Genomic DNA, 19971 nt, shown 5'->3' with positions numbered 1-19971 from the left:
CAGTCAGATGGACGAGGACACCGAGCAGCGGACCGGCCGCCCCCGCCGACCCTGGTCGGTCAGGGTGCGCGTCGTCGCGGCCATGACCGCCGTGATGACGTTGGGTCTGGTGGCCGCTGGCGCGGTCACCTTCAGCGTCACCTTCGCCGAGCTGAACCAGCGGGTCCGCTCGGAGCTGCTGCAGGAGGTCGACGAGCTCAGCTCGCTGGCCGCGCGGGGGCCGCAGGACGGCGACCCGGGGCCCTACACCGACCTCGACGAGCTGTTCCAGGCCTACCTGCTGACCTCGGTGCCCGGCGACCACGAGTCGATGGTCAGCCTGGTCGACGGGGTCCCCACGCTGGTCCCCGGCGGGGATCTGCCCTTCCACCTGGACTCCCCGGAGGTGGTGGCCGCCGCACGGGCGGCCTTCCGGGAGGGGGAGACCGTGATCACCAACATCACCGACGACGGCCGCGACCTGAAGATGGTCGTCGCCGACGTGCAGCTGCCGGGGGAGACCCGTCAGGGCGCCTTCGTGGTGGCCATCGACGTCGGCGCCCAGCGCCGCGCGGTCTGGAACAACGTCGGGACCTACTCCCTGGTGGCGCTGGCCACCGTGCTGCTCACCGCGCTCCTCGGGCACCTCATCGCGGGCCGGCTGCTGCGCCCGATCACCGACCTGCGCCAGGCCACGGCCGGGATCTCCTCCGACGACCTCACCCGCCGGGTTGAGGTGACCGGCGCCGACAACGACATCGCCCAGCTGGCGCTGACCTTCAACCAGATGCTGGACCGGCTGGAGACCGGCTTCGCCGACCAGCGCCAGTTCCTCGACGACGCCGCGCACGAGCTGCGCACCCCGCTGACCATCATCCAGGGCAACCTGGAGCTGATGGACTCCGGCGACGTCGCGGACGTGGGACAGACCCGGGAGCTGGTGCTGGACGAGCTCGCCCGGATGAAGCGCCTGGTCGACGACCTGCTCCTGCTCGCGAAGTCGCAGCGACCCGACTTCGTGCGGCCGCAGGCGTTCGACGTGGCCGTCTTCGCCGAGGAGCTCAAGGACCGGGTGCACATGCTGGGCGACCGGCACTGGGAGGCCTGGGGCGGGGCGACCGGGGAGGTCGTGGCGGACCGGCAACGGCTGCAGCAGGCCGTCGTGCAGCTGGCCGCCAACGCGGTGAAGTTCAGCGACCGGCAGGACACCATCGAGGTGGGCCTGGACTGGTCCCCGCCGACCGCCGAGGTGCGGGAGGCAGTGCCGGAGGCCGCGGAGCGCTACCTCGTGGTCACGGTGCGCGACACGGGGGTCGGCATCGACCCGGACCAGGTCGACCGGATCTTCGAGCGGTTCGGCCGCGGCGCGGACGCCCACGGGGTCGAGGGCGCCGGGCTGGGCCTGGCGATCGTGCTGGCGATCGCCCGCGCGCACCACGGCACCGTGACCCTGGACTCCCTGCCCGGCCGGGGTAGCACCTTCCGGTTGTGGATCCCGGACTCTGGGATGCTGGAGCCATGGCCACCATCCTGATCGCCGAGGACGAGGAACGGATCGCCCGCTTCATGGAGAAGGGGCTGCGGGCGGCCGGCTTCCAGACCACGGTGGTGGGCGACGGGATGACCGCCCTGGAGTATGCCGCGAACGGCGGGTACGACCTGCTGGTGCTGGACGTCGGGCTGCCCCGGATGGACGGGTTCACCGTGCTCAAGGTGCTCCGCAGCATGGAGCACAACCTGCCGATCATCATGTGCACCGCCCGGGACGCCGTGGAGGACACCGTCGCGGGGCTGGAGGGCGGCGCGGACGACTACCTGGCCAAGCCGTTCAAGTTCGAGGAACTGCTGGCCAGGGTCCGCACCCGGCTGCGGACCAAGGCCGCGCCCGAGGCGACCACGGTGCTGTCCCAGGGCGACCTGAGCCTGGACATCACCACCCGGATCGCGACCGTGGCCGGCCGCGAGGTCGAGCTCTCGGCGCGCGAGTTCGCGATGGCCCGGGAGTTCCTCGAGCACCCCGGGCAGGTGCTCTCCCGGGAGCAGCTGCTGTCCCGTGTCTGGGGCTACGACTTCGACGTCTCCTCCAACGTCGTCGATGTCTACGTGCGCTACCTGCGGACCAAGCTGGGCGCCGACCGGATCGCCACGGTCCGCGGTGTCGGCTATCGCCTCACCGTCGAATAGGCGCTCCGGGCACGCTCGTGACCTGCGGTGATGTGGTCACCGCAGGTTCATGAGAAGGCTCTCACCGTCGCCTCACCACCCGCTCATCCGGGCGGTGTTCAGTAGGTCCCACGCACCGGGAGCCGGTGCCGTGGACCTACAGGAGGTGACCGGATGTCCCCCGTCGCACCAGACCCGATCCGGGTGCTGCTCTACTCCCACGACTCGGTCGGTCTCGGCCACATCCGGCGCAACCTGGCCCTGGCGCACGCCCTGTCCGGGCAGCTGCCCCGGCTCACCGGGCGGGAGGTCACCGGGATGTTGGTCACCGGCGTCGAGCACGGCGTCGAGCTGCACCCGCCGGCCGGCTTCGACGTGGTCGGGCTGCCCGGGGTCCGCAAGGCCGGTGGCGGCTACCGCCCCCGCCACGTCCAGGTCCCGATGGCCGACCTGACCGACCTGCGCGGCGGGATGCTCCGGGCCGTGGTCCGCGGCTTCGGGCCGGACCTGGTCGTCGTCGACCGGCACGCCTTCGGCGTCGACGGCGAGCTGCGCGGGGCCCTGCAGGACCTGCGCGAGCGCCGTCCGGAGACCACCGTCGTGCTCGGCCTCCGCGAGGTCCTCGACGAGCCCGAGGCGGTGGCCCGGGAGTGGGCCCGCCTGGGCGACCTGTCCCGGGTGCGCGCCCTCTTCGACGAGGTCTGGGTCTACGGCGACGAGCGGGTGCACGATATCCGCCGCAGCGGGGAGCTGCCCGCCGAGCTGCACGACCTGGTGCACTACACCGGCTACCTGGCCACCGGCCGGCACTGGGTGCCGGAGCAGGAGCCCACCCCCCAGCCCTACCTGCTGACCATGGTCGGCGGGGGCAGCGACGGGATGGCGCTGTGCCGCACCGCGGCCGCCGCCCCCGTCCCCGCCGGTTACCGGCACGTGGTCGTCACCGGCCCGCAGATGGCCGGGCCCGCCCACCGCGAGATCGAGCGTCTGGCCGGTCCCCGCACCCGGGTCGTCACCTCGGTGCCGGACGGGCTCGCCACCATCCGCGGCGCCCGCGCCGTCGTGGCGATGGCCGGCTACAACACCGTGAACGAGGTGATGAGCACCCGGACGCCCGCGCTGCTCGTCCCCCGGGAGCTGCCCCGCAAGGAACAGCTGATCCGCGCCGAGTCGCTGGCCCGGGCCGGCGCCGCGGACCTGATCCGACAGGAAGACCTGACCCCGGGACGGCTCGGCGCCTGGCTCGCCGGTGCCGTCCACCGCACCCAGCCCCGCTCGGGGCTGAACCTGCGCGGCCTGGCAGGAGTCGCCCGCCGGGCGGCACACCTGACCGGGAGCCGCGCCCTGACGAAGGAGTATTCCGTTGTTGCCGGCTGACCGTCCCGCCCGTGTGGGCTACGTCCTCAAGGTCTACCCGCGGTTCTCCGAGACCTTCGTGGTCACCGAGATCCTGGCCCGAGAGGCCGCCGGGGAGGACCTGGCGATCTTCGCCCTGCGTCCCACGACGGACGCCCGCTTCCACCCCGAGATCGCGCGGGTGCAGGCCCCCGTCACCCACCTGGCCAAGCCGGTGAAGCTGTCCGAGTCCTGGACGGTGCTCGGCGCGGCTCGTGCCGTGCTGCCCGACTTCGACACCCGCTTCGCCGGGCTGCTGCCCTACCTCGTCGAGCTGGACGCCCCCGAGGTCGTGCAGGGGGTGGAGCTGGCGATCCAGGCCCACCGCGCCGGGATCACCCACCTGCACGCCCACTTCGCCTCGATGGCCGCCCGGGTCGCCCGCGTGGCCGCCGGGCTGGCCGGGATCACCTACTCCGTCACCACCCACGCCAAGGACCTGTTCCACGAGAGCGTGGACCCGGCGCTGCTGCGCGAGGTGCTGGCCCACGCGGACCACGTCGTCGCGATCAGCGAGTACAACCTGGATTTCATCCGGACCCGCTTCCCCGAGGTCGCCGGGCACGCCGTGCTGATCCGCAACGGCCTGGAGCTGGCCCGGTTCCCGTATGCCGACCCGGCCCCCCTGGCGGGACCGCTGAAGGTCCTCGCGGTGGGCCGGCTGGTCGAGAAGAAGGGCTTCGACCAGCTGGTGCGGGCCGCGGCGGCGCTGGCCGCCGACGGGGTCGCGCTGGACGTGCGGATCGCCGGCGACGGGGAGCTGCGCGAGGACCTGGTCCGGCAGATCGCCGGTGCCGGGCTGGAGGGCACGGTGCAGCTGCTCGGCCCGCGCAGCCAGACCGAGGTGCGCGAGCTGCTCGGCTGGGCCGACGTGATGGCCGCCCCCTGCGTGGTCGGTGCCGACGGCAACGCCGACGGCCTGCCGACCGTGCTGCTCGAGGCGATGGCCAGCGGCCTGCCGGTGATCGGCACCGACGTCACCGGGATCCCGGAGGCCGTGCGCAACGGCACGGCCACCGAGCCGGCCACCGGCGTCCTGCTCCCCGCCGGCGACGAGGCGGCGCTGGTCGCCGCGCTGCGCCAGGTCGCGCACCCCGACTTCCCGCGCGTCGGCGTGGCCCGGGCGGCCCGCGCCCTGATCGAGCAGCGGTTCGACGCCGCCCGCCAGTCCCGCCTCCTGGGTAGCCGGCAGCAGCCGGTCCCGGCGCTGGCGGGTTGAGAGGAGGAGCACCGATGACCACCACCACGACTGCACACCACCCGGCAGCGGCGGCCGCGCCGTCGTTCCCCCGGGTCGCCTACCTGAGCGCCGACCCAGGCGTGCCGGTCTTCGGCAGCAAGGGCGCGTCCGTGCACGTGCAGGAGATCGTGCGCTCCCTCCGGACCCGCGGGTCCGCGGTCGGCCTGTATGCCACGCGCACCGGTGACCTGCTCCCGCCGGACCTGGCCGACGTGACGGTCCGGCACATCCCCGTGGACGGGGGTGGTCGGGACCTGGCCCCGGCGGCCCGCACCGCGCTGCGCGAGCGCAACCAGGCCGCTGCGGCGTCCCAGCTGGCCGGCCACGTGATGGCCGACGGGGCCGACCTGGTCTACGAGCGCTACTCGCTGTTCTCCACCGCCCTGGCCCAGGTCTGCAGCACGCTGCGGATCCCCGGCGTCCTGGAGGTCAACGCCCCGCTGATCGAGGAGCAGGCCACCCACCGGCACCTGGTCGACGAGGCCGGCGCACGGCATACCCTCCGCACCCAGGTGGCCGCCGCGGCGGTCGTCGCCTGCGTCTCCCAGCCGGTCGCCGACTGGGTCCTCGGGCACTGCCCCGGGGCCGCCGACAAGGTCCTGGTCACCCCCAACGGAGTGAACACCGCGCGGATCGCCCCCGACACCGGGGTCCCGGCCGGGGACGAGCTGCCCACGGTGCTCTTCGTCGGCACCCTCAAGCCGTGGCACGGCACCGACGTCCTGCTCGACGCGGCGGCCCGTGCCGACCGGGCCTGGCGGGTCCGGATCGTCGGTGACGGCCCAGAGGGTCCGGCGCTCGCCGGACAGGCGCAGCGGCTCGGCCTGGACGTCGACTTCCGCGGCGCCGTGGCCCCGCACGAGGTGCCAGCCGCGCTGCGCGGTGCCGCCGTCGCGGTGGCCCCCTACCCGGCGGACGTCGGCGCCACCGGCCAGTACTTCTCCCCGTTGAAGGTCTACGAGTACGCCGCGGCGGGCCTGCCGGTCGTCGCGTCCCGCGTGGGGCAGGTGCCCGTCGCGGTCCGCCACGGCCACACCGGGCTCCTGGTGCCGCCGTCGGACCCGACCTCCCTGGCCCGGGCGATCGACACGCTGGTCGCCGACCCCGCCGGGGCCCGCGCGATGGGTCTGGCCGGGCGCGAGCTGATGGTGCGCGAGCACTCCTGGGACGCGGTACTGGGCCGGATCCTCGCCCCGCTGCAGGCGGTCCCGTCCGGGCAGGCGGTGCCGGCATGAGCAAGAAGTCGAAGCTGACCGTCAACCCGTCCGCCCTGCGGCGCACGCTCGGCCTGATCCGGCCGCACCTGGGCGCCCAGGCCCCCCTGCTCGGGGCCGGTGCCCTCGCGCTCCTCCTCGAGGTCGTCTTCCGGGTGCTCGAGCCGTGGCCGGTGAAGTTCGTCGTCGACGCGGTCACCCGCTCCCTCGGCGCCGACCTGGCCGACCCCGGCCCCCGGGCGAGCATCCAGCTGTTGCTGGCCGCCGCGCTGGCCACCATCTCCCTGGTGGGGATGCGCGCGCTGTGCAACTACCTGGCCACCGTGGCGTTCGCGCTGGGCGGCTCGCGGATCGCCATCCAGCTCCGTCAGCGGGTCTTCGCCCACGTCAACCGGCTCTCCCGTCGCTACCACTCCACCGCCCGTACCGGTGACCTGGTGCAGCGGATGGTCGGCGACGTCGGGCGCCTGCAGGAGGTGGCGGTCACCGCCGGGATGCCGCTGCTGGTGAACGTCTTCACGCTGGTCGCGATGTTCGGCGTGATGCTCTGGCTCGACCCGATGCTCGCCCTCGTGGTGGTCGCGGCGGCCGCGGTGTTCGTGCTGATGTCGCGGACCAGCACGGGCAAGATCACCAGCGCCGCCCGCAAGACCCGCAAGAGCGAGGGCGACCTGGCCAACATCGCCCAGGAGACCCTCGGCGGCATCTCCGTGGTCCAGGCCTACGGGCTGGAGCAGGAGCTGGAGAAGCAGTTCCAGGGACGCAACAACCGGTCGCTCAAGGACGGCGTGCAGGCCCGCAGGCTGGCGGCCGCGCTGGAGCGGCGGACCGACCTGTTGGTCGGCGTGGCAACCGCCGCGGTCCTGATGCTCGGGGGCACCCGGGTGATGGACGGCGCGATGACCCCCGGCGACCTGGTGATCTTCCTGACCTACCTGAAGACCGCGATGAAGCCGCTGCGGGACCTGGCCAAGTACACCGGCCGGATCGCCCGGGCCGCGGCCTCCGGCGAGCGGGTCGCCGACGTGCTCGACGAGCAGCCGGAGATCACCTCCCCGGCGGAGCCGTGGCGGTTGGACGCGGTGCGCGGCGCCGTGGACCTGGACCACGTGCACGCCGACTACGGCGACGGCGTCCCGGTGCTCCGGAGCCTGGACCTGCACATCCCCGCGGGTCAGCGGGTCGCCATCGTCGGCCCCTCGGGTGCTGGCAAGTCGACGCTGACCTCGTTGCTGCTGCGGATGATGGACGTCTCGCAGGGCGCCGTCCGGCTCGACGGCATCGACGTGCGGCGCCTCGACCTGGAGGAGCTGCGTGCCCAGGTCGCGGTTGTCCTGCAGGAGTCGGTCCTGTTCACCGGGACCGTCGCCGACAACATCCGCTACGGCTGGGTCGACGCGACCGACGACCAGGTGGAGTGGGCCGCCCGGATGGCCCGGGCGGACGAGTTCATCCGGCGGTTGCCCGAGGGCTACGACACGATGGTGGGCGAGCGCGGCTCGACCCTGTCCGGTGGCCAGCGGCAACGGATCGCGATCGCCCGGGCGCTGCTGCGCGACGCCGCCGTGGTGATCTTGGACGAGGCCACCGCCGGGTTGGACGCCGAGAACGCCGCGGCCGTCCGGGACGCCATCGAGGACCTCACCCGGGGACGCACCACCCTCGTGGTCACCCACGACGAGGAGACCGCCCGCGCCTGCGACCGGATCGTCTGGATCGAGCACGGCAGGGTCCTGTGGGACGGCCCCGCCGACGGCGAGCTGCCCGTCGGGTCGGCGTTCACCCGGTCCGACCCGGAGCAGACCGGTGCCCGTCCCGTCCCTGAGGCGGTGACGTCATGACTGCCCTCCGGGAGAGCGCCCCGGTGGAGCGCACGGCGGGCCGGGAGACGGCCGACCTGCTGGTCGACGCCGGCCGGCTCTCGGAGCTGGTCGGGGCGCCCGTGCGGGCCACCAGGCTGCGGCACAAGCCGGGGCTGTCCACGGTCGGCGTGCTGCTCCCGCGGGACGCGGCCGTGCCCGGGTGGGTCCAGGCGACCCGGGCGGACCACCTGGACAAGCTCCGCAACGCCCTGCGGCGGGCCGCCGACCGGGGCCAGCAGGTCCACGTCCTCCGGGTGCCCGACGCCGGTGCCGAGCTGCACCTGGCGCACGGCGACCTGGGCACCGACCCCCGGCTGCAGCGCGGCCTGGATGCCCTGCGCACGGCATACCCCTGCGTGCGGGAGGCGGTCGCCGACGGTGCCCTGACGGTGCTCCGCTACAACCCCACCCGGCGCCTCGTGCTGCGCCGGCAGGAACCCGGCCAGGACCCCTGCGTGATCCGGGTGACGGCGCACCGGCAGCACGCGGTCGGGCAGGTCCCGGCCGCCCTGGCGGACGCGGGCCTGCCGGTCGTGCAGCCGCTCCCCGGCCGTGGAGGGTTCCCGTCCCGCCGGGTCAGCGCCTGGCCCTGGTACGGCACCGGACACCTGGGAGCGGCCGACCTCGACCCCGCCGACCGGCTCGCGGCCGCCCGGGAGACGGGGGCCGCCCTGGCCCGGTTGCACGCGGCGACGCACCTGCTGGACGGTGCGCACCCACCCTTCGGCGGTGCCGCCGCGACGGTGGCGGACGACCCGCACGCCGTGCTGGGGCCGCTGGTCGGGGACCTCGCGCAGCTCGACCGGTGCGCCGCCGACCGGATGGCCGACCTGGTGCACCGGCTCGCGGCGCGGACCGGGGCCATGGGTCCCGTCCCGGAGCTCGTGCCCGTGCACGGGGACTTCTCCGCCGACCAGGTGCTGGTCGGGGGTCCCGGTGGGGACGGCATCCGGCTCATCGACTTCGACCGGGCCGGGGTGGGTCCGCGCGCCCTGGACCTGGGGTCGTTCGCGGCGGTCGAGCTGCTGGAGAAGGGCGCGTCGCTGGACGACCTCCCCCTGACGGGCGGCCTGCTCGAGGGGTACCGGGCGGCCGGGGCAGTGGTGCCCACGACCGAGGAGCTGCGGGTCTGGACGGCCCGGGCGCTGCTGGCCAGGGTCAGCGAGCCGTTCCGCGCCGCTGACCCCGACTGGGTGGACGGCATCCACCGCAGGCTGGACCAGGTCGGGGAGGTGCTGGCCCGATGACGGACCCGATCGGTCAGGACGACCGGCCCGACGGTGCCGTGCTCCGCGGTCCGGTGCCAGATGCGGTGCGGTCCGGGGAGGACTTCATCACGGTGGCCCGAGCGTGGCCCCTCGACCGCCCCTCGCCGGAGGGGGAGGGGCTGCTCGTCGAGGGCGTCGACACCGGCGGCGCGGTGCGGGCGGCGCGACTGTACCTGCGTCCCGACGGGGACCTCGGCTGGACCGTCTCGCGCGCCGAGCTGGCGCGCCCCGGGAGGGACCGCAAGTTGCCCGGGTTCCGTGAGGCGGCGGACGGCGGGACGGTCGTCGTGCACCGGTTCGGCAAGCGCGCGGTCGTGCGCAGGGACGACCGGTTCGTCAAGGTGGTGCGCCCGGGCCGTGGGCGGGAGGTCGCCGACCTGGCCGGTCGCGGGCACGCCCTGGCCGCCGCCGCCGGGTTCGTCGCCCCCGAGGTCCTTGCGGGTGGGGACGACCGGGTGGACTTCTCGGTGCTCCCGGGGGCGAGCCTGCACGACCTGGGCGCCGTCGCCGACCTCACCGACTGGCGCCGGTGGTGGGACCTGTGGTCCGCCCGCTGGCCCGTGCTCGTCGGCGGCGAACGTGCCGGACTGCGCCAGCACACGGCATACGACGAGGCGGTCAACCTGCGCCGGTGGACCGACCGGGTGGACCGGTTCGCCGCGCTGCCCGCCTCCGTGGCCGGCCCCTTCGCCGACCGGGTGCGGGAGGTCGCCGCGCGCCTGACCGCCCCCGGCCCGACGCACCCGCTCGTGGTCAGCCACCGCGACCTGCACGACAAGCAGGTGCTCGCGGAGGGTGACTCGCTGGGACTGCTCGACTTCGACACCGCCAGCCTCGCCGAGCCCGCCCTGGACCTGGCCAACCTGTGGGTGCACGTGCACCTGCGGCACGACCAGGGACTCTGGTCGGCCGCGCACACCGCGGTCGCCGAGGACGCCGTGCACGCCGTGGTGGAGGCCCTGCAGGTCGACCCCGCCCGGCTCGAGCTGTATGCCGAGGCGACCCGGCTGCGCCTGGCCTGCCTGTATGCCTTCCGCCCCCGCTACCGGGCGCTCGCCCTGGCCTGGGCGGACCCGAAGATGAGAAAGCTCTCATCTTCGTCTCATCCCCGATCAACCTGAGACGAGGAGACTGACGTCATGAAGCTCGTAGCCTCCGCCCTCGCGCTGCTGCTGCTGGGCGCCGGGAGCATCTTCCTCTGGAAGGATGCCAGCGCCCAGGAGGACCGCACCCGACCCGGGGTCGTCGTGTCCTCCGACGCCGCGGCCCCCAGCGCCCCGCTGCCGGCCGCCGGGACCACGGACGAGCCGGCCGACCCCCCGGTCACCCGGCAGGACGCCCGCGAGGCCGTGCTGTTCAGCCAGACGCTGGCCCTCCTGCAGGTCTGGAACCACGACAACCCGGTGGCCGCCGCCGCGGAGCAGGCCGAGGCCGACAAGGCCGAGAAGGAGAAGGCGGCCAAGGAGAAGGCCGAGCAGGAGAAGGCGGAGAAGGAGGCCGAGGAGAAGGCCGCCGCGGAGGCCGCCCGGCAGAAGGAGCAGGAGGCCGCTCAGGCCCCGCCCAGCCAGCAGCCGGCGCCGCCACGCGCCGTCTCCCCGCCGCCGGTCAACCCCGGGGGCGGCGACGATGACGACGACTGGGATGACTGGGACGACGACGATGACGATGATGACGACGACGATTGGGACGATGACGATGACGATGACGACTGACTGATCCCGGTGCGTGAGCGACGGCGCGCCCCCACGCCGTGCTCGTGTGAAGACCCGGTCCCCCGCCGGGACGGTTCAGTCGCCGAGGGAGTCGAGCACCTGGCGCTCCTCCTCGGGCGACAGACCCCCGACCTTCGCGTCGGGGGTCTGTCGTGTCCAGGCCAGGGTGTCCCGGGCGGTGTCCGACAGGGGCCGACAGGTCAGGCCGGCCTCCCGCGACGCGGACACGTCCCGGTCCATCAGCCCGGCGAGCTCGGGTCCGGGCAGCCACAGCGGGAGCGAACGGGGCCCGGCCCACGGCCGCACGTCGTGCCCGGTGAGGACGGCCGGGTCGGTCCACCGCAGGTCGGGCTCGCTGTCGACCCCTGCCGCCACCGACGCCAGGGCCGCACCCATCGTCATGGCGGGTGCCGTGGCGTCGAAGGTGCCCCGGACCCGCGCGGCCGCGCCCTCCACGATCCAGGCCGCGAGGTCCCGCACGTCGATCACCTGCACCGGTGCCCGCTCCGGCCGCGGGGCCAGCACGGGACCGCCCCTCGCCAGCCGCACCGGCCAGTAGGTGAACCGTCCGCTCGGGTCGCCCGGTCCGACGATGAGCCCGGGGCGCACGATCCACGCGCCGTCGCCGGCGGTCGCGCGCACCAGGTCCTCGCAGGCCACCTTGCCGGGTCCGTATGCCGTGGGGTCGTCGGTCGGCGGGTCGCCCTCGGCGGGCGGCAGGACCGGTGAGTTCCCGGGACCCCCGCCGGGGGTGAGCGGTTCGGCATACACGCTGATCGTGGAGACGAAGACCCAGTGCGGCCTCCCGCCCAGCGCGGCGGTGGCCGTGGCCACCCAGGAGGGGGTGCGCGCGACGTCGACGACGGCGTCCCACCCGGCGCGGGCGAGCCCGGGCCACGGGCCGGACCGCGGATCGGTGTCGGCCGCGCGGTCCAGCACGACGTGGGCGGCGCCGTCGGGGACCCGACCGCTCGAGCCGCGGCAGGCGCAGGTCACCTCGTGCCCGGCGGCCAGCGCCTGCTCGGCGACCTGCCGGGAGAGGAAGGCCGTGCCGCCCAGGACCAGCATCTTCATCTCGTCAACGTAGGTGCCCGACAGGGGACCCGCCAGCGGGAGGGAGCAGGTAGGCCGGTCCGCCGGTGGATAACCCGCAGCGGTGTCGGTCCCGGCGGCTACCGTCGGGCCATGGGATTCCAGCTCCGCGGCGCCGAGTGGGTGGGGGAGGTCGACCAGGAGCAGCTGGTGGCCGCCTTCGACCCGGCGACCCTGCAGCGGGGCACCGACTATGCCCGGCAGTCCCTGGTGCGGGGGGTCACCGTGGCGGACCGGGGCCGGGTGCTGGTGGGGGAGGTCGCGGGCTCGCGGCCCGCGCCCTACACCTCGATCGTCACCCGGCTGGACCGTCCCCGCGGGGTGCCCTGGAGCAGCCACTGCAGCTGCCCGGTCGCGATCTCCTGCAAGCACGTGGTCGCGCTGCTCGTCACCGTCCGGGAGCAGCTGCGCGCGGGAGCCGACGCCCCGGCCCGGCGGCCGGACTGGCGGCACGCCCTGCGCGGGGTGCTGGACGAGCCGGCGCAGCCACTCGCACCGGCCCCGGAGCCGTTCGAGGTGGGCCTGGTCGTGGAGGAGGTGCCGGACCCCGCGTCGGTGTGGAGCGCCGGGTCGGGGACCCGGTTGCGGCTGCGGCCCAGCCGGCACAGCCGCACCGGGTGGAACCGCCGCACCGCGTGGGGTGATGTCACCGGGTCGCCGGGCGGGCAGCGGCGGTTGGAGGGGCGGCCCGAGCACCGCGAGGTGTGCGAGGAGATCCTGCGGCTCCGGCGCCGCAGCGCGGGGGGTTTCGGCGGGCCGACCGACGCGGCCATCCACCTCGACGAGCTCGGGCCGGCGCTCTGGCCCGTCCTCCGGCGCGCGGTGCAGGTGGGGATGCCGCTGTTCACCGAGCCCGGCGTCCTGGGCAGCGTGCTGCTGGAGGAGCAGGTCGGGGCGGTGCAGGTCGACCTGGGTCAGGACTCCGGCGGCGGCGTGCGGGTGCGGGCCCGGACCAGCCCGGACCCGGATGGCTGGCGCGCCGCGCGGCAGGCGCTGATCGGGCGGCCGCCGCACGGGCTGGCCCGGTGGGACGAGGACGGCGTGCTGCACCTGACGGCCTTCGACGCCCCCGCCGACCCGGTCGCGGGGCAGCTGCTGGCCGGCGGCGAGGTCACGGTCCCGGCGGAGGAGGTCCCGACGTTCTTCAGGGACTACCTGCCCCGGCTGCGGCGCCGCACCCAGGTGGTGTCGACCGAGGGCTCCGTGGCGCTGCCGGACACGACCCCACCCCTGTTGCTGGTGCGGGTCGAACGCGCCGGGCCCCGGTCGGTGCGGGTGCGTTTCGGCTTCCGCTACGTCACCGGCGACACCGCCGTCGACATCCCGGTCGGGGCGAGCAGCGAGGCGGTGCTGCGCGACCTCGGCGCCGAGAGCGCGCTGGTGGCCGCGCTGCCGGTGATCGACCAGATCCCCGGCTCCCGCGCTCTGGTCCCGGCCCGGAGCCACGTGCTGCTGGCGGAGTCCGCGGTGCTCACCGGCAGGGCCGCCCTGGACTTCCTGGACGGCACCGTGGAGGCCCTGCGCGAGGACCCTCGGGTCGTGGTGGAGGTGGCCCCGGACGTCCCCGACTTCACCGAGGCCACGGAGCCGCCGGTCGTGGAGATCGAGGTCGACGACGGCCCCGACAACGACTGGTTCGACCTCCGGGTCAGCGTCCGCGTCGAGGACGAGGAGGTCCCCTTCCAGGAGCTGTTCCAGGCGCTGGTCGGTGAGCAGGACGAGATGATCCTCGACTCCGGCACCTGGTTCGACCTGGACGTGCCGGAGCTCACCGAGCTGCGGGACTGGATCGAGGAGGCCCGCGAACTGGTCGACCCGGAGGCCACCGGCCTGCGGCTGAGCCGCTACCACCTCTCGCTCTGGGAGGAGCTGCAGTCGCTCGGTCTGGTGATGGACCAGTCCGTGCGGTGGCAGCAGGCGGTCGCCGCGCTCGACGACCTGGAGGCCCTCGAGGCACCCCCGGTGCCGGACTCGGTGCGGGCCACCCTCCGGCCCTACCAACACGACGGCTACGCCTGGCTCAGCACGCTCTGGCGCTGCCGCCTCGGCGGGATCCTGGCCGACGACATGGGGCTGGGCAAGACGCTGCAGGCGTTGGCCATGATCGAACGGGCCCGGGCCGACGGCGACCTCGACGCCCCGGTGCTGGTGGTGGCCCCGACCAGCGTGCTCAGTGCCTGGGTGGGCCAGGCGGCCCAGTTCGTCCCGGACCTGCCGGTGGTGGCCATCGGGCAGACCAGCCGCAAGCGGGGGACGCCCCTTGTCGACGCAATCGACGGGGCGGTGGTGGTCGTCACCTCGTATGCCGTCGCCCGGCTGGACGCGGAGGCGTTCCGGTCCGTCCGGTGGTCGGCGCTGGTCCTGGACGAGGCGCAGACGGTGAAGAACTTCCGGTCCAAGACGCACCGGGCGCTGCTGCGCCTGGACCGTGGGCTGACCCTGGCGATCACCGGCACCCCGATCGAGAACAACCTGATGGACCTCTGGTCGCTGCTGGCGCTGACCGCGCCGGGCCTCTACCCCGACCCGGCCCGGTTCACCCAGTACTACCGCCGGCCGATCGAGAGCGGGGAGCGTCCCGACCTGCTGGACCGGCTGCGCACCAGGATCCGACCGCTCATGCTGCGCCGCACCAAGGGGGAGGTGGCCCTGGACCTGCCGCCCAAGCAGGTGCAGTCGCTCGACGTGGTGCTCGCCCCCCGGCACCGCCGGATCTACCAGACCCACCTGCAGCGGGAGCGGCAGCGGGTGCTCGGTCTGCTCGACGACCCGGACGGCAACCGGGTCGCCGTCCTCGCCGCCCTCACCCGGCTCCGGCAGCTGGCGCTGCACGCCGGGCTGGTCGACGAGGAGTTCCTGGCCGTGGAGTCGGCCAAGATCGAGACCCTCGTGGAGCACCTGACCGAGCTGGCCCAGGAGGGGCACCGGGCGCTGGTGTTCAGCCAGTTCACCCGGTTCCTCGGCATGGTCCGCGAGCGGCTCACCGCCGAGGGCATCCAGACCTGCTACCTGGACGGTTCGACCCGCGACCGCGTGCGGGTGGTCAAGGAGTTCCGCACCGGCAGCGCCCCGGCCTTCCTGATCAGCCTCAAGGCCGGCGGGGTCGGGCTGACCCTCACCGAGGCCGACTACGTCTTCGTCCTCGACCCGTGGTGGAACCCCGCGGTCGAGAACCAGGCGATCGACCGGGCGCACCGGATCGGGCAGGACAAGCCGGTCTTCGTCTACCGGATGGTGTCGGTCGACACGATCGAGGAACGGGTCCAGGCCCTGCAGGAGCGCAAGCGCGACCTCTTCACCAGGGTCCTCGAGGACGGCGAGCTCGCCGGGGGGATCTCACCGGAGGACATCCGAGGGCTGCTCGCCGACGACTGAGGCCGTCCGCGCCCTGGTGGGTGGCGGTCAGCGTCGCGGGCCGAACCGCGGTGCCTCCCGGGAGAAGGCCGCCTTGCGGGCGCGCGCGGTGTTGGGCAGGCCGAGCAGCCGGAGCTGCTCGAGGCGCTCGCGGGCGAAGGTGCGGCGCGGGCCGGAGGTCCAGGTCCGCTCGAAGAGCCGTTTCGCCGCGGCGACGGCGTCGGGGGAGCGCTCGGCCAGCTGCTCCAGCAGGGCGCTCGCCGCCAGCTGCGGGTCCGGGTCGGCCCCGGTGGCCAGCCCGATTCGGGCGGCCTCCGCACCGTCGATCCACTCGGCGGTCATCACGAGCCGCTTGGCGGTGTCCTTGCCGACCTGCTCGGCCAGCGAACGGATCCCCGACATGTCCGGGATCAGACCCCACTTGCCCTCGAGCACCGACCAGCGGGCGTCCGGGGTGGTGAACCGGAAGTCGGCCCCGAGCGCGATCTGCACGCCCCCTCCCAGGCAGTGCCCGTGCACCACGGCGATGACCGGCACGGGCAGCCGGCGCCAGGCCCAGCAGGCCTCCTGGAAGGTGTTCGTCCCACGCCAGGGCCGCGGCACGAACGCCCTCGCGATGCCGGCCCTGTCCGGCAGCACGCTGGCGAAATCCAGCCCCGCACAGAAGGCCTCGCCCTCCCCGGAGAGCACCACGGCCCGCAGCCCGCGGTCGCCGGCCAACCGGTGGGCCGTCGCGGCGAGCTCGGAGAGCATCGGCAGGGTGAGGGCGTTCAGCTTGTCCGGTCGGTCCAGCCGGACCCGTGCCACCCCGTCGACGATGTCGGTGCTGATGCCGCTGCTCACCCGGACAGGGTGCCACAGCGGCATGGGTGGGGGCGGGACCGTGCGCCCGCGCTCAGGTCAGCTGGTCCAGGGCGGACCTGAGCCGGGCGACCTCCTCGGACGCCGCCGCCTGCGCGGCGACGGCCTCCTTTCGGGCCTGCATCGCCGTCGTCACCTCGCCCAGCGCCTCCTCGTCCGCGGCCTCCGCCGCGGCGAGGTCGGCCCGCAGCTTCTCGATCCGGGCGCGGGTGGCCTCGCTCCGGGACCGCGCCTGGTCCAACCGGCTGGTGCAGACCGCCACCTCCTTGTCGGCCCTGCCCTGCGCCCGTTCCGCGCGGTCCAGGTCGGCCCGTAGCTCCTCCGCCGGGTCGGGCTCCGGGGCGGGGGGCGGCTCGGGTTCGGGGGTCGGTTCGGGTTCGGGGGCCGGCTCCTGCTCAGGAGCGATGTCCTCTGCGTCCTCCCCGCGCTCCGGCGGCCGCTCCTCCCCGACGTCCCCGCCGCCCTCGATCCGGGTGAGGACCACGCCGGTGCTGGTGCGGGCCACCGCGTCGGCGATGTCGACCTCGCCGAACCCGGAGTAGTGCAGCGCGCGGGTCAGCCCGCCGGAGGCCACCACCTCCGCGGCCGCCTCGTCGGCCAGCGCCGCGATCCCGGTGTCCCGGACCTCCGCCTCGACGGCCGGGGTCAGGGTCTGCCCCGCTGCCGAGGACACCTCGGCCGCCGCCGCGACGAGCTCGGTCAGGACCGCGTCCCGCTCGGCGCGCAACCCGGCGATGCCGGAGGCGTCGAGGGCGGACTGGGCGTGCCGCAGCCGGACGCCCACGTCGGCCAGGTGGGCCAGCACCGCCGGCCGCTGCCGGACGACCTGGTTGACCGCCCACGCTGCCACGCTGGGCTTGCGCAGGGCCCCGATCTGCTGCGCCGCGTCCTTCTGCCGGTCGGCCCTCGCGGCCTTGACCAGCGCGGTCCGGCGCGTGACGAACTCGCCGGCGGGCACGGCATACAGCTCGGTCACCGCCGCGCGCACCTGGTCCGCGACGGCGGCGTCCTCGTCCTCGGGCGTCACCCCGCCAGCCTACGGAAACCCCGGCTCAGGGCAGGTGCTTGGCCGCTTCGCGCCGGCTCAGGGGACTCAACCCGGCGCCGTGCCGGGCGAGGGCGGCGCGCACCCAGGCGGGGTCGGTCTTGGCGTACTCGCGCAGCGCCCAGCCGATCGCCTTCCGGATGAAGAACTCGCCACCGAACGGGCTGTCCACGAGGTTGGCCGCCACGCAGTCCTCGAGCAGCGCGGTGTCGGTGGCGGCCTTGGCGCCCAGCTGCGACAGGATCGCGGTGCGCCGGACCCACAGGTCGTCGGCGTGTGCCCAGTCGCGGATGAGGGGCGCCACCGCGGGGTGGTCGGACCGCAGGATGGGGCCGACCAGGTGGGAGGCGATGTCGTCGACGTGGTCCCACCAGGCGCCCGTGACGACGAGGTGCCGGTAGAGCCGCAGGGTGTCGCGGTCCTGCCACGCGCGGTAGTGCCGGTGCCCGGCGAGGGCCGTCGCGGCGTAGCGCTGCTCGCGGTGCGTGGCGCCGTCCCACAGCGTCCGCACCGTGGCTTCCCAGGTGGGCCGGTCGGCGATGCGGTGTGCCGGGTCGGCCAGGATCGGCCGCAGCGTCGCCCTGAGCTCGGGGCTGGTCAGGCCGTGGTAGGGCATCGCCGACTTCATGTAGCGCTGCTGTCCCGCCGCTCGCTCGGGGTCGCCAGCCCGTGGGAGCGCGTCCCGGATCCCGGCGACGAGGTCCGCGTGCGGGTGCGCCCGCGCCTGCCCGGTGGCGTCAGCGCGCGGTGTCACCGGAGGCCCCTCTGGGTGCCGCGGCAGGTTAATCCCGACCCCTCGGCGGGCAGGTGCCCGACGACCTCGTCACGGACCAACTTCGCCCGCGACCTGCGAATCAGGACGAGGGCGACCACCAGCAGGACGATCACGACGAGGCCGGCCGCGCCCCAGGGCGATCCGGCGGCCGCCGCCATCCCGGCCTCCCAGGCGGCGAAACCGATCGTGGCGTAGATCGTGCCCCAGGCGAGGGCTCCGGGGAGCTGGGCCAGGGTGAACCGCACCCAGCCGATCCGCATCACGCCCGCGGCGCCCAGCACCAACGTCTGGAACCCGACGGTCAGGTGGCACAGCGGGATGACGATCAGTCCCCAGCGCTCAATGGAACGGCGCCCCCTGGCCAGGCCCTCGCCCTGCAGCCACTGGTGGACTCCTGCCCGCCAACCCTCCGTCGGGTGGGTGCGGCGCAGCGCCTGCTCGGTGACGAGCCGGGCGATCCAGTAGGTGGCCTGCCCCCGCGCCATGACGATGCTGGACAGCAGCGCGAGGGCGATCAGGAAGGGACGATCTTCGAACACCGGGTAAGGCTACCCTTTGCCCCCACGGTCCGGGGTGCGGCGTCGCGGACCGGGCCCTCGGCATACGGGCGGGACCGCTGCTTCACCCCGGAACCTGGCGCTTCGTCCCGGGAAGGTTCTGCTACGAAGCACAGGATTCTCGGGTGACTGTGAGGATTCCCTTTGCAGCCTGATGGTGCTGGGCTGTTGGTCGGTGACCGTGAGTGTGACCCTTCGGGTGACTGGCTTTGTGCCTTTCTCGGGACTTGTCCGCTTGGGGTTGCCGGCCCCGGCCCGGTCGGAGCAGTTGGCCTGATCAGGAGCTTGACCGTCCGGTGTTCACGCACCGGTCGTGTCTCATCACAGTCCTGCCGAGTCTCCGCCCCGGACCGGAACCACATCCGCTCCCAGGCAAGGAGAGAACGCATGACCAGTGTGACCGATCTACGTGACGTCGTCGATACCGTCATCGGCGTCGACACCCACGTCCAGACTCACTCAGCGGCCGTGGTCGACGCGCGGACCGGCGGTGTGCTTGAGGAGATCACCGTCGAAGCCACGACCGACGGCTATGCCCGACTGGTGGAGTTCGCTAACGAGCACGCAGCACTGCGGGCGTGGGCGATCGAAGGCACCGGCGGGCACGGCGCCGGCCTGACCCGGCACCTCGAGCGCAACCAGGAGGTCGTGGTCGAGCTCGACCGTCCCGAACGCGCTAAGCGACGTAACGGCGCCAAGTCCGACCCGCTCGACGCGATCCGCGCCGCCCGCGAAGCACTGTCCCGCGCGAAGCTCGGCACCCCGCGCAGTGGCGGGGACCGCCAGGCGCTCTCGGTGCTGCTGGCCGCGCGCCGGTCCGCAGTCAACGCCTCCACCGACGCCCAACGCCAGCTGTTCAGCCTCCTCATCGCCGCGCCCGAGCCGATCCGCGAGCGGTTCCGCGGCCAGAAGGTCCCGGCGATGATCAGGACCGCGGCGAAAATGCGTCTGAACTCAACGTGGGACCTGGAGACCACTACGACCGTCAGGACCTTGCGCGCCCTGGCCCGGCGGGCACGTGCCCTGTCGAAGGAGGCCGCCGAGCACGAGAACGCCATCCGGGCGATCGTGCTGGCCTGGCGCCCCGACGTCCTGGCCCAGCCCGGTGTCGGGCCGATCGTGGCCGCGACCGTGCTGTGCGCCTGGTCCCACCCAGGCCGGATCCACTCCGAGGCCGCCTTCGCGATGCTCGCCGGCGTAGCCCCGATCCCGGCCAACAGCGGCCAGGTCACCACCCGACACCGCCTCAACCGGTACGGCGACCGACAGCTCAACCGGGCACTGCACACCATCGCGCTCTCCCGCATCCACTACGACCAAACCACCCGCGAATACGTCACCCGTCGCACCGCCGAGGGCAAGACCAACCGCGAAATCACACGCTGCCTCAAGCGCTACATCGCTCGCGATCTCTACCGCCTGCTCGAAGCAGGCCCGATCAGGCCTTGACGGTC

Annotated in this window: 16 protein-coding genes; 11 read left to right on the top strand and 5 right to left on the bottom strand. The window is 74.1% G+C overall.

Annotated elements, in window-relative coordinates:
- Positions 1-7: 7 nt before the first annotated feature.
- The 9 genes from FB467_RS01290 to FB467_RS01250 all read left to right on the top strand — a co-directional run bounded on the left by FB467_RS01290 (position 8) and on the right by FB467_RS01250 (position 10833).
- Complete coding sequence (locus FB467_RS01290; RefSeq protein ID WP_141783479.1) at positions 8-1513, top strand: sensor histidine kinase; 1506 nt, start codon at positions 8-10, stop codon at positions 1511-1513.
- Positions 1498-2163, top strand: a complete 666-nt coding sequence (locus tag FB467_RS01285; protein WP_141783478.1) for a response regulator transcription factor — start codon at positions 1498-1500, stop codon at positions 2161-2163. The genes FB467_RS01290 and FB467_RS01285 overlap by 16 nt, the downstream gene beginning before the upstream one ends.
- Before the next feature lie 153 nt (positions 2164-2316).
- A complete protein-coding gene (locus tag FB467_RS01280; protein ID WP_141783477.1) occupies positions 2317-3519 on the top strand; it encodes a glycosyltransferase family protein in 1203 nt (400 codons plus the stop codon).
- A complete protein-coding gene (locus tag FB467_RS01275; protein ID WP_244932724.1) occupies positions 3506-4756 on the top strand; it encodes a glycosyltransferase in 1251 nt (416 codons plus the stop codon). Before FB467_RS01280 ends, FB467_RS01275 begins: the two co-directional genes overlap by 14 nt.
- Positions 4757-4770: 14 nt before the next feature.
- A complete protein-coding gene (locus tag FB467_RS01270; RefSeq protein ID WP_141783476.1) occupies positions 4771-6012 on the top strand; it encodes a glycosyltransferase family 4 protein in 1242 nt (413 codons plus the stop codon).
- On the top strand, positions 6009-7832 hold the full coding sequence (locus FB467_RS01265; RefSeq protein WP_141783475.1) for an ABC transporter ATP-binding protein: 1824 nt from the start codon (positions 6009-6011) through the stop codon (positions 7830-7832). The genes FB467_RS01270 and FB467_RS01265 overlap by 4 nt, the downstream gene beginning before the upstream one ends.
- Positions 7829-9100 carry a phosphotransferase enzyme family protein gene (locus FB467_RS01260; RefSeq protein WP_141783474.1) on the top strand — a complete coding sequence of 424 codons (1272 nt, stop codon included), beginning with the start codon at positions 7829-7831 and terminating at the stop codon, positions 9098-9100. Before FB467_RS01265 ends, FB467_RS01260 begins: the two co-directional genes overlap by 4 nt.
- Positions 9097-10242, top strand: coding sequence for a phosphotransferase (locus tag FB467_RS01255; protein ID WP_141783473.1), 1146 nt, complete (start codon positions 9097-9099; stop codon positions 10240-10242). Before FB467_RS01260 ends, FB467_RS01255 begins: the two co-directional genes overlap by 4 nt.
- Positions 10243-10260: 18 nt before the next feature.
- Positions 10261-10833: a hypothetical protein gene (locus FB467_RS01250; RefSeq protein ID WP_141783472.1), complete on the top strand. Its 573-nt coding sequence runs from the start codon at positions 10261-10263 to the stop codon at positions 10831-10833.
- A 75-nt stretch (positions 10834-10908) separates the two neighbouring features.
- Here the strand turns inward: FB467_RS01250 and FB467_RS01245 are convergent, their stop codons facing one another.
- Positions 10909-11907, bottom strand: a complete 999-nt coding sequence (locus FB467_RS01245) for a Rossmann-fold NAD(P)-binding domain-containing protein (RefSeq protein ID WP_141783471.1) — start codon at positions 11905-11907, stop codon at positions 10909-10911.
- 111 nt (positions 11908-12018) lie between these two features.
- On the opposite strand from FB467_RS01245, the gene FB467_RS19235 reads away from it, so the two are divergent.
- The gene (locus tag FB467_RS19235) at positions 12019-15300 is read left to right on the top strand and encodes a DEAD/DEAH box helicase (protein ID WP_141783470.1); all 3282 of its coding nucleotides are present in this window, start codon (positions 12019-12021) and stop codon (positions 15298-15300) included.
- 27 nt (positions 15301-15327) lie between these two features.
- Here the strand turns inward: FB467_RS19235 and FB467_RS01235 are convergent, their stop codons facing one another.
- Genes FB467_RS01235 through FB467_RS01220 form a run of 4 tightly spaced genes read right to left on the bottom strand, consistent with a single transcriptional unit; the run spans position 15328 to position 18499 of the window.
- Complete coding sequence (locus tag FB467_RS01235) at positions 15328-16122, bottom strand: crotonase/enoyl-CoA hydratase family protein (RefSeq protein ID WP_228393462.1); 795 nt, start codon at positions 16120-16122, stop codon at positions 15328-15330.
- Positions 16123-16174: 52 nt separating this feature from the next.
- Positions 16175-17167: a hypothetical protein gene (locus FB467_RS18385; protein WP_153390389.1), complete on the bottom strand. Its 993-nt coding sequence runs from the start codon at positions 17165-17167 to the stop codon at positions 16175-16177.
- 25 nt (positions 17168-17192) lie between these two features.
- Positions 17193-17939 (bottom strand): DNA alkylation repair protein, encoded by a 747-nt coding sequence (locus FB467_RS01225; RefSeq protein ID WP_141783468.1) that lies wholly within the window; start codon positions 17937-17939, stop codon positions 17193-17195.
- Positions 17936-18499, bottom strand: a complete 564-nt coding sequence (locus tag FB467_RS01220) for a DedA family protein (RefSeq protein WP_141783467.1) — start codon at positions 18497-18499, stop codon at positions 17936-17938. Before FB467_RS01220 ends, FB467_RS01225 begins: the two co-directional genes overlap by 4 nt.
- Before the next feature lie 405 nt (positions 18500-18904).
- Between FB467_RS01220 and FB467_RS01215 the strand changes: the two genes are divergently transcribed.
- A complete protein-coding gene (locus FB467_RS01215) occupies positions 18905-19966 on the top strand; it encodes an IS110 family RNA-guided transposase (protein WP_170230512.1) in 1062 nt (353 codons plus the stop codon).
- The last annotated feature ends 5 nt before the right edge of the window (positions 19967-19971 follow it).

Source organism: Ornithinicoccus hortensis (assembly GCF_006716185.1).
GTDB lineage: Bacteria > Actinomycetota > Actinomycetes > Actinomycetales > Dermatophilaceae > Ornithinicoccus > Ornithinicoccus hortensis.
This window is presented reverse-complemented; position numbering and strand designations above follow the sequence as displayed.

Coding starts and splice junctions, on each gene's coding strand:
- FB467_RS01255 (WP_141783473.1), top strand. CDS start 9,097: ATGACGGACCCGATCGGTCAGGACGACCGGCCCGACGGTGCCGTGCTC.
- FB467_RS01260 (WP_141783474.1), top strand. CDS start 7,829: ATGACTGCCCTCCGGGAGAGCGCCCCGGTGGAGCGCACGGCGGGCCGG.
- FB467_RS19235 (WP_141783470.1), top strand. CDS start 12,019: ATGGGATTCCAGCTCCGCGGCGCCGAGTGGGTGGGGGAGGTCGACCAG.
- FB467_RS01245 (WP_141783471.1), bottom strand. CDS start 11,907: ATGAAGATGCTGGTCCTGGGCGGCACGGCCTTCCTCTCCCGGCAGGTC.
- FB467_RS01280 (WP_141783477.1), top strand. CDS start 2,317: ATGTCCCCCGTCGCACCAGACCCGATCCGGGTGCTGCTCTACTCCCAC.
- FB467_RS01290 (WP_141783479.1), top strand. CDS start 8: ATGGACGAGGACACCGAGCAGCGGACCGGCCGCCCCCGCCGACCCTGG.
- FB467_RS01250 (WP_141783472.1), top strand. CDS start 10,261: ATGAAGCTCGTAGCCTCCGCCCTCGCGCTGCTGCTGCTGGGCGCCGGG.
- FB467_RS01285 (WP_141783478.1), top strand. CDS start 1,498: ATGGCCACCATCCTGATCGCCGAGGACGAGGAACGGATCGCCCGCTTC.
- FB467_RS01215 (WP_170230512.1), top strand. CDS start 18,905: ATGACCAGTGTGACCGATCTACGTGACGTCGTCGATACCGTCATCGGC.
- FB467_RS01270 (WP_141783476.1), top strand. CDS start 4,771: ATGACCACCACCACGACTGCACACCACCCGGCAGCGGCGGCCGCGCCG.
- FB467_RS01265 (WP_141783475.1), top strand. CDS start 6,009: ATGAGCAAGAAGTCGAAGCTGACCGTCAACCCGTCCGCCCTGCGGCGC.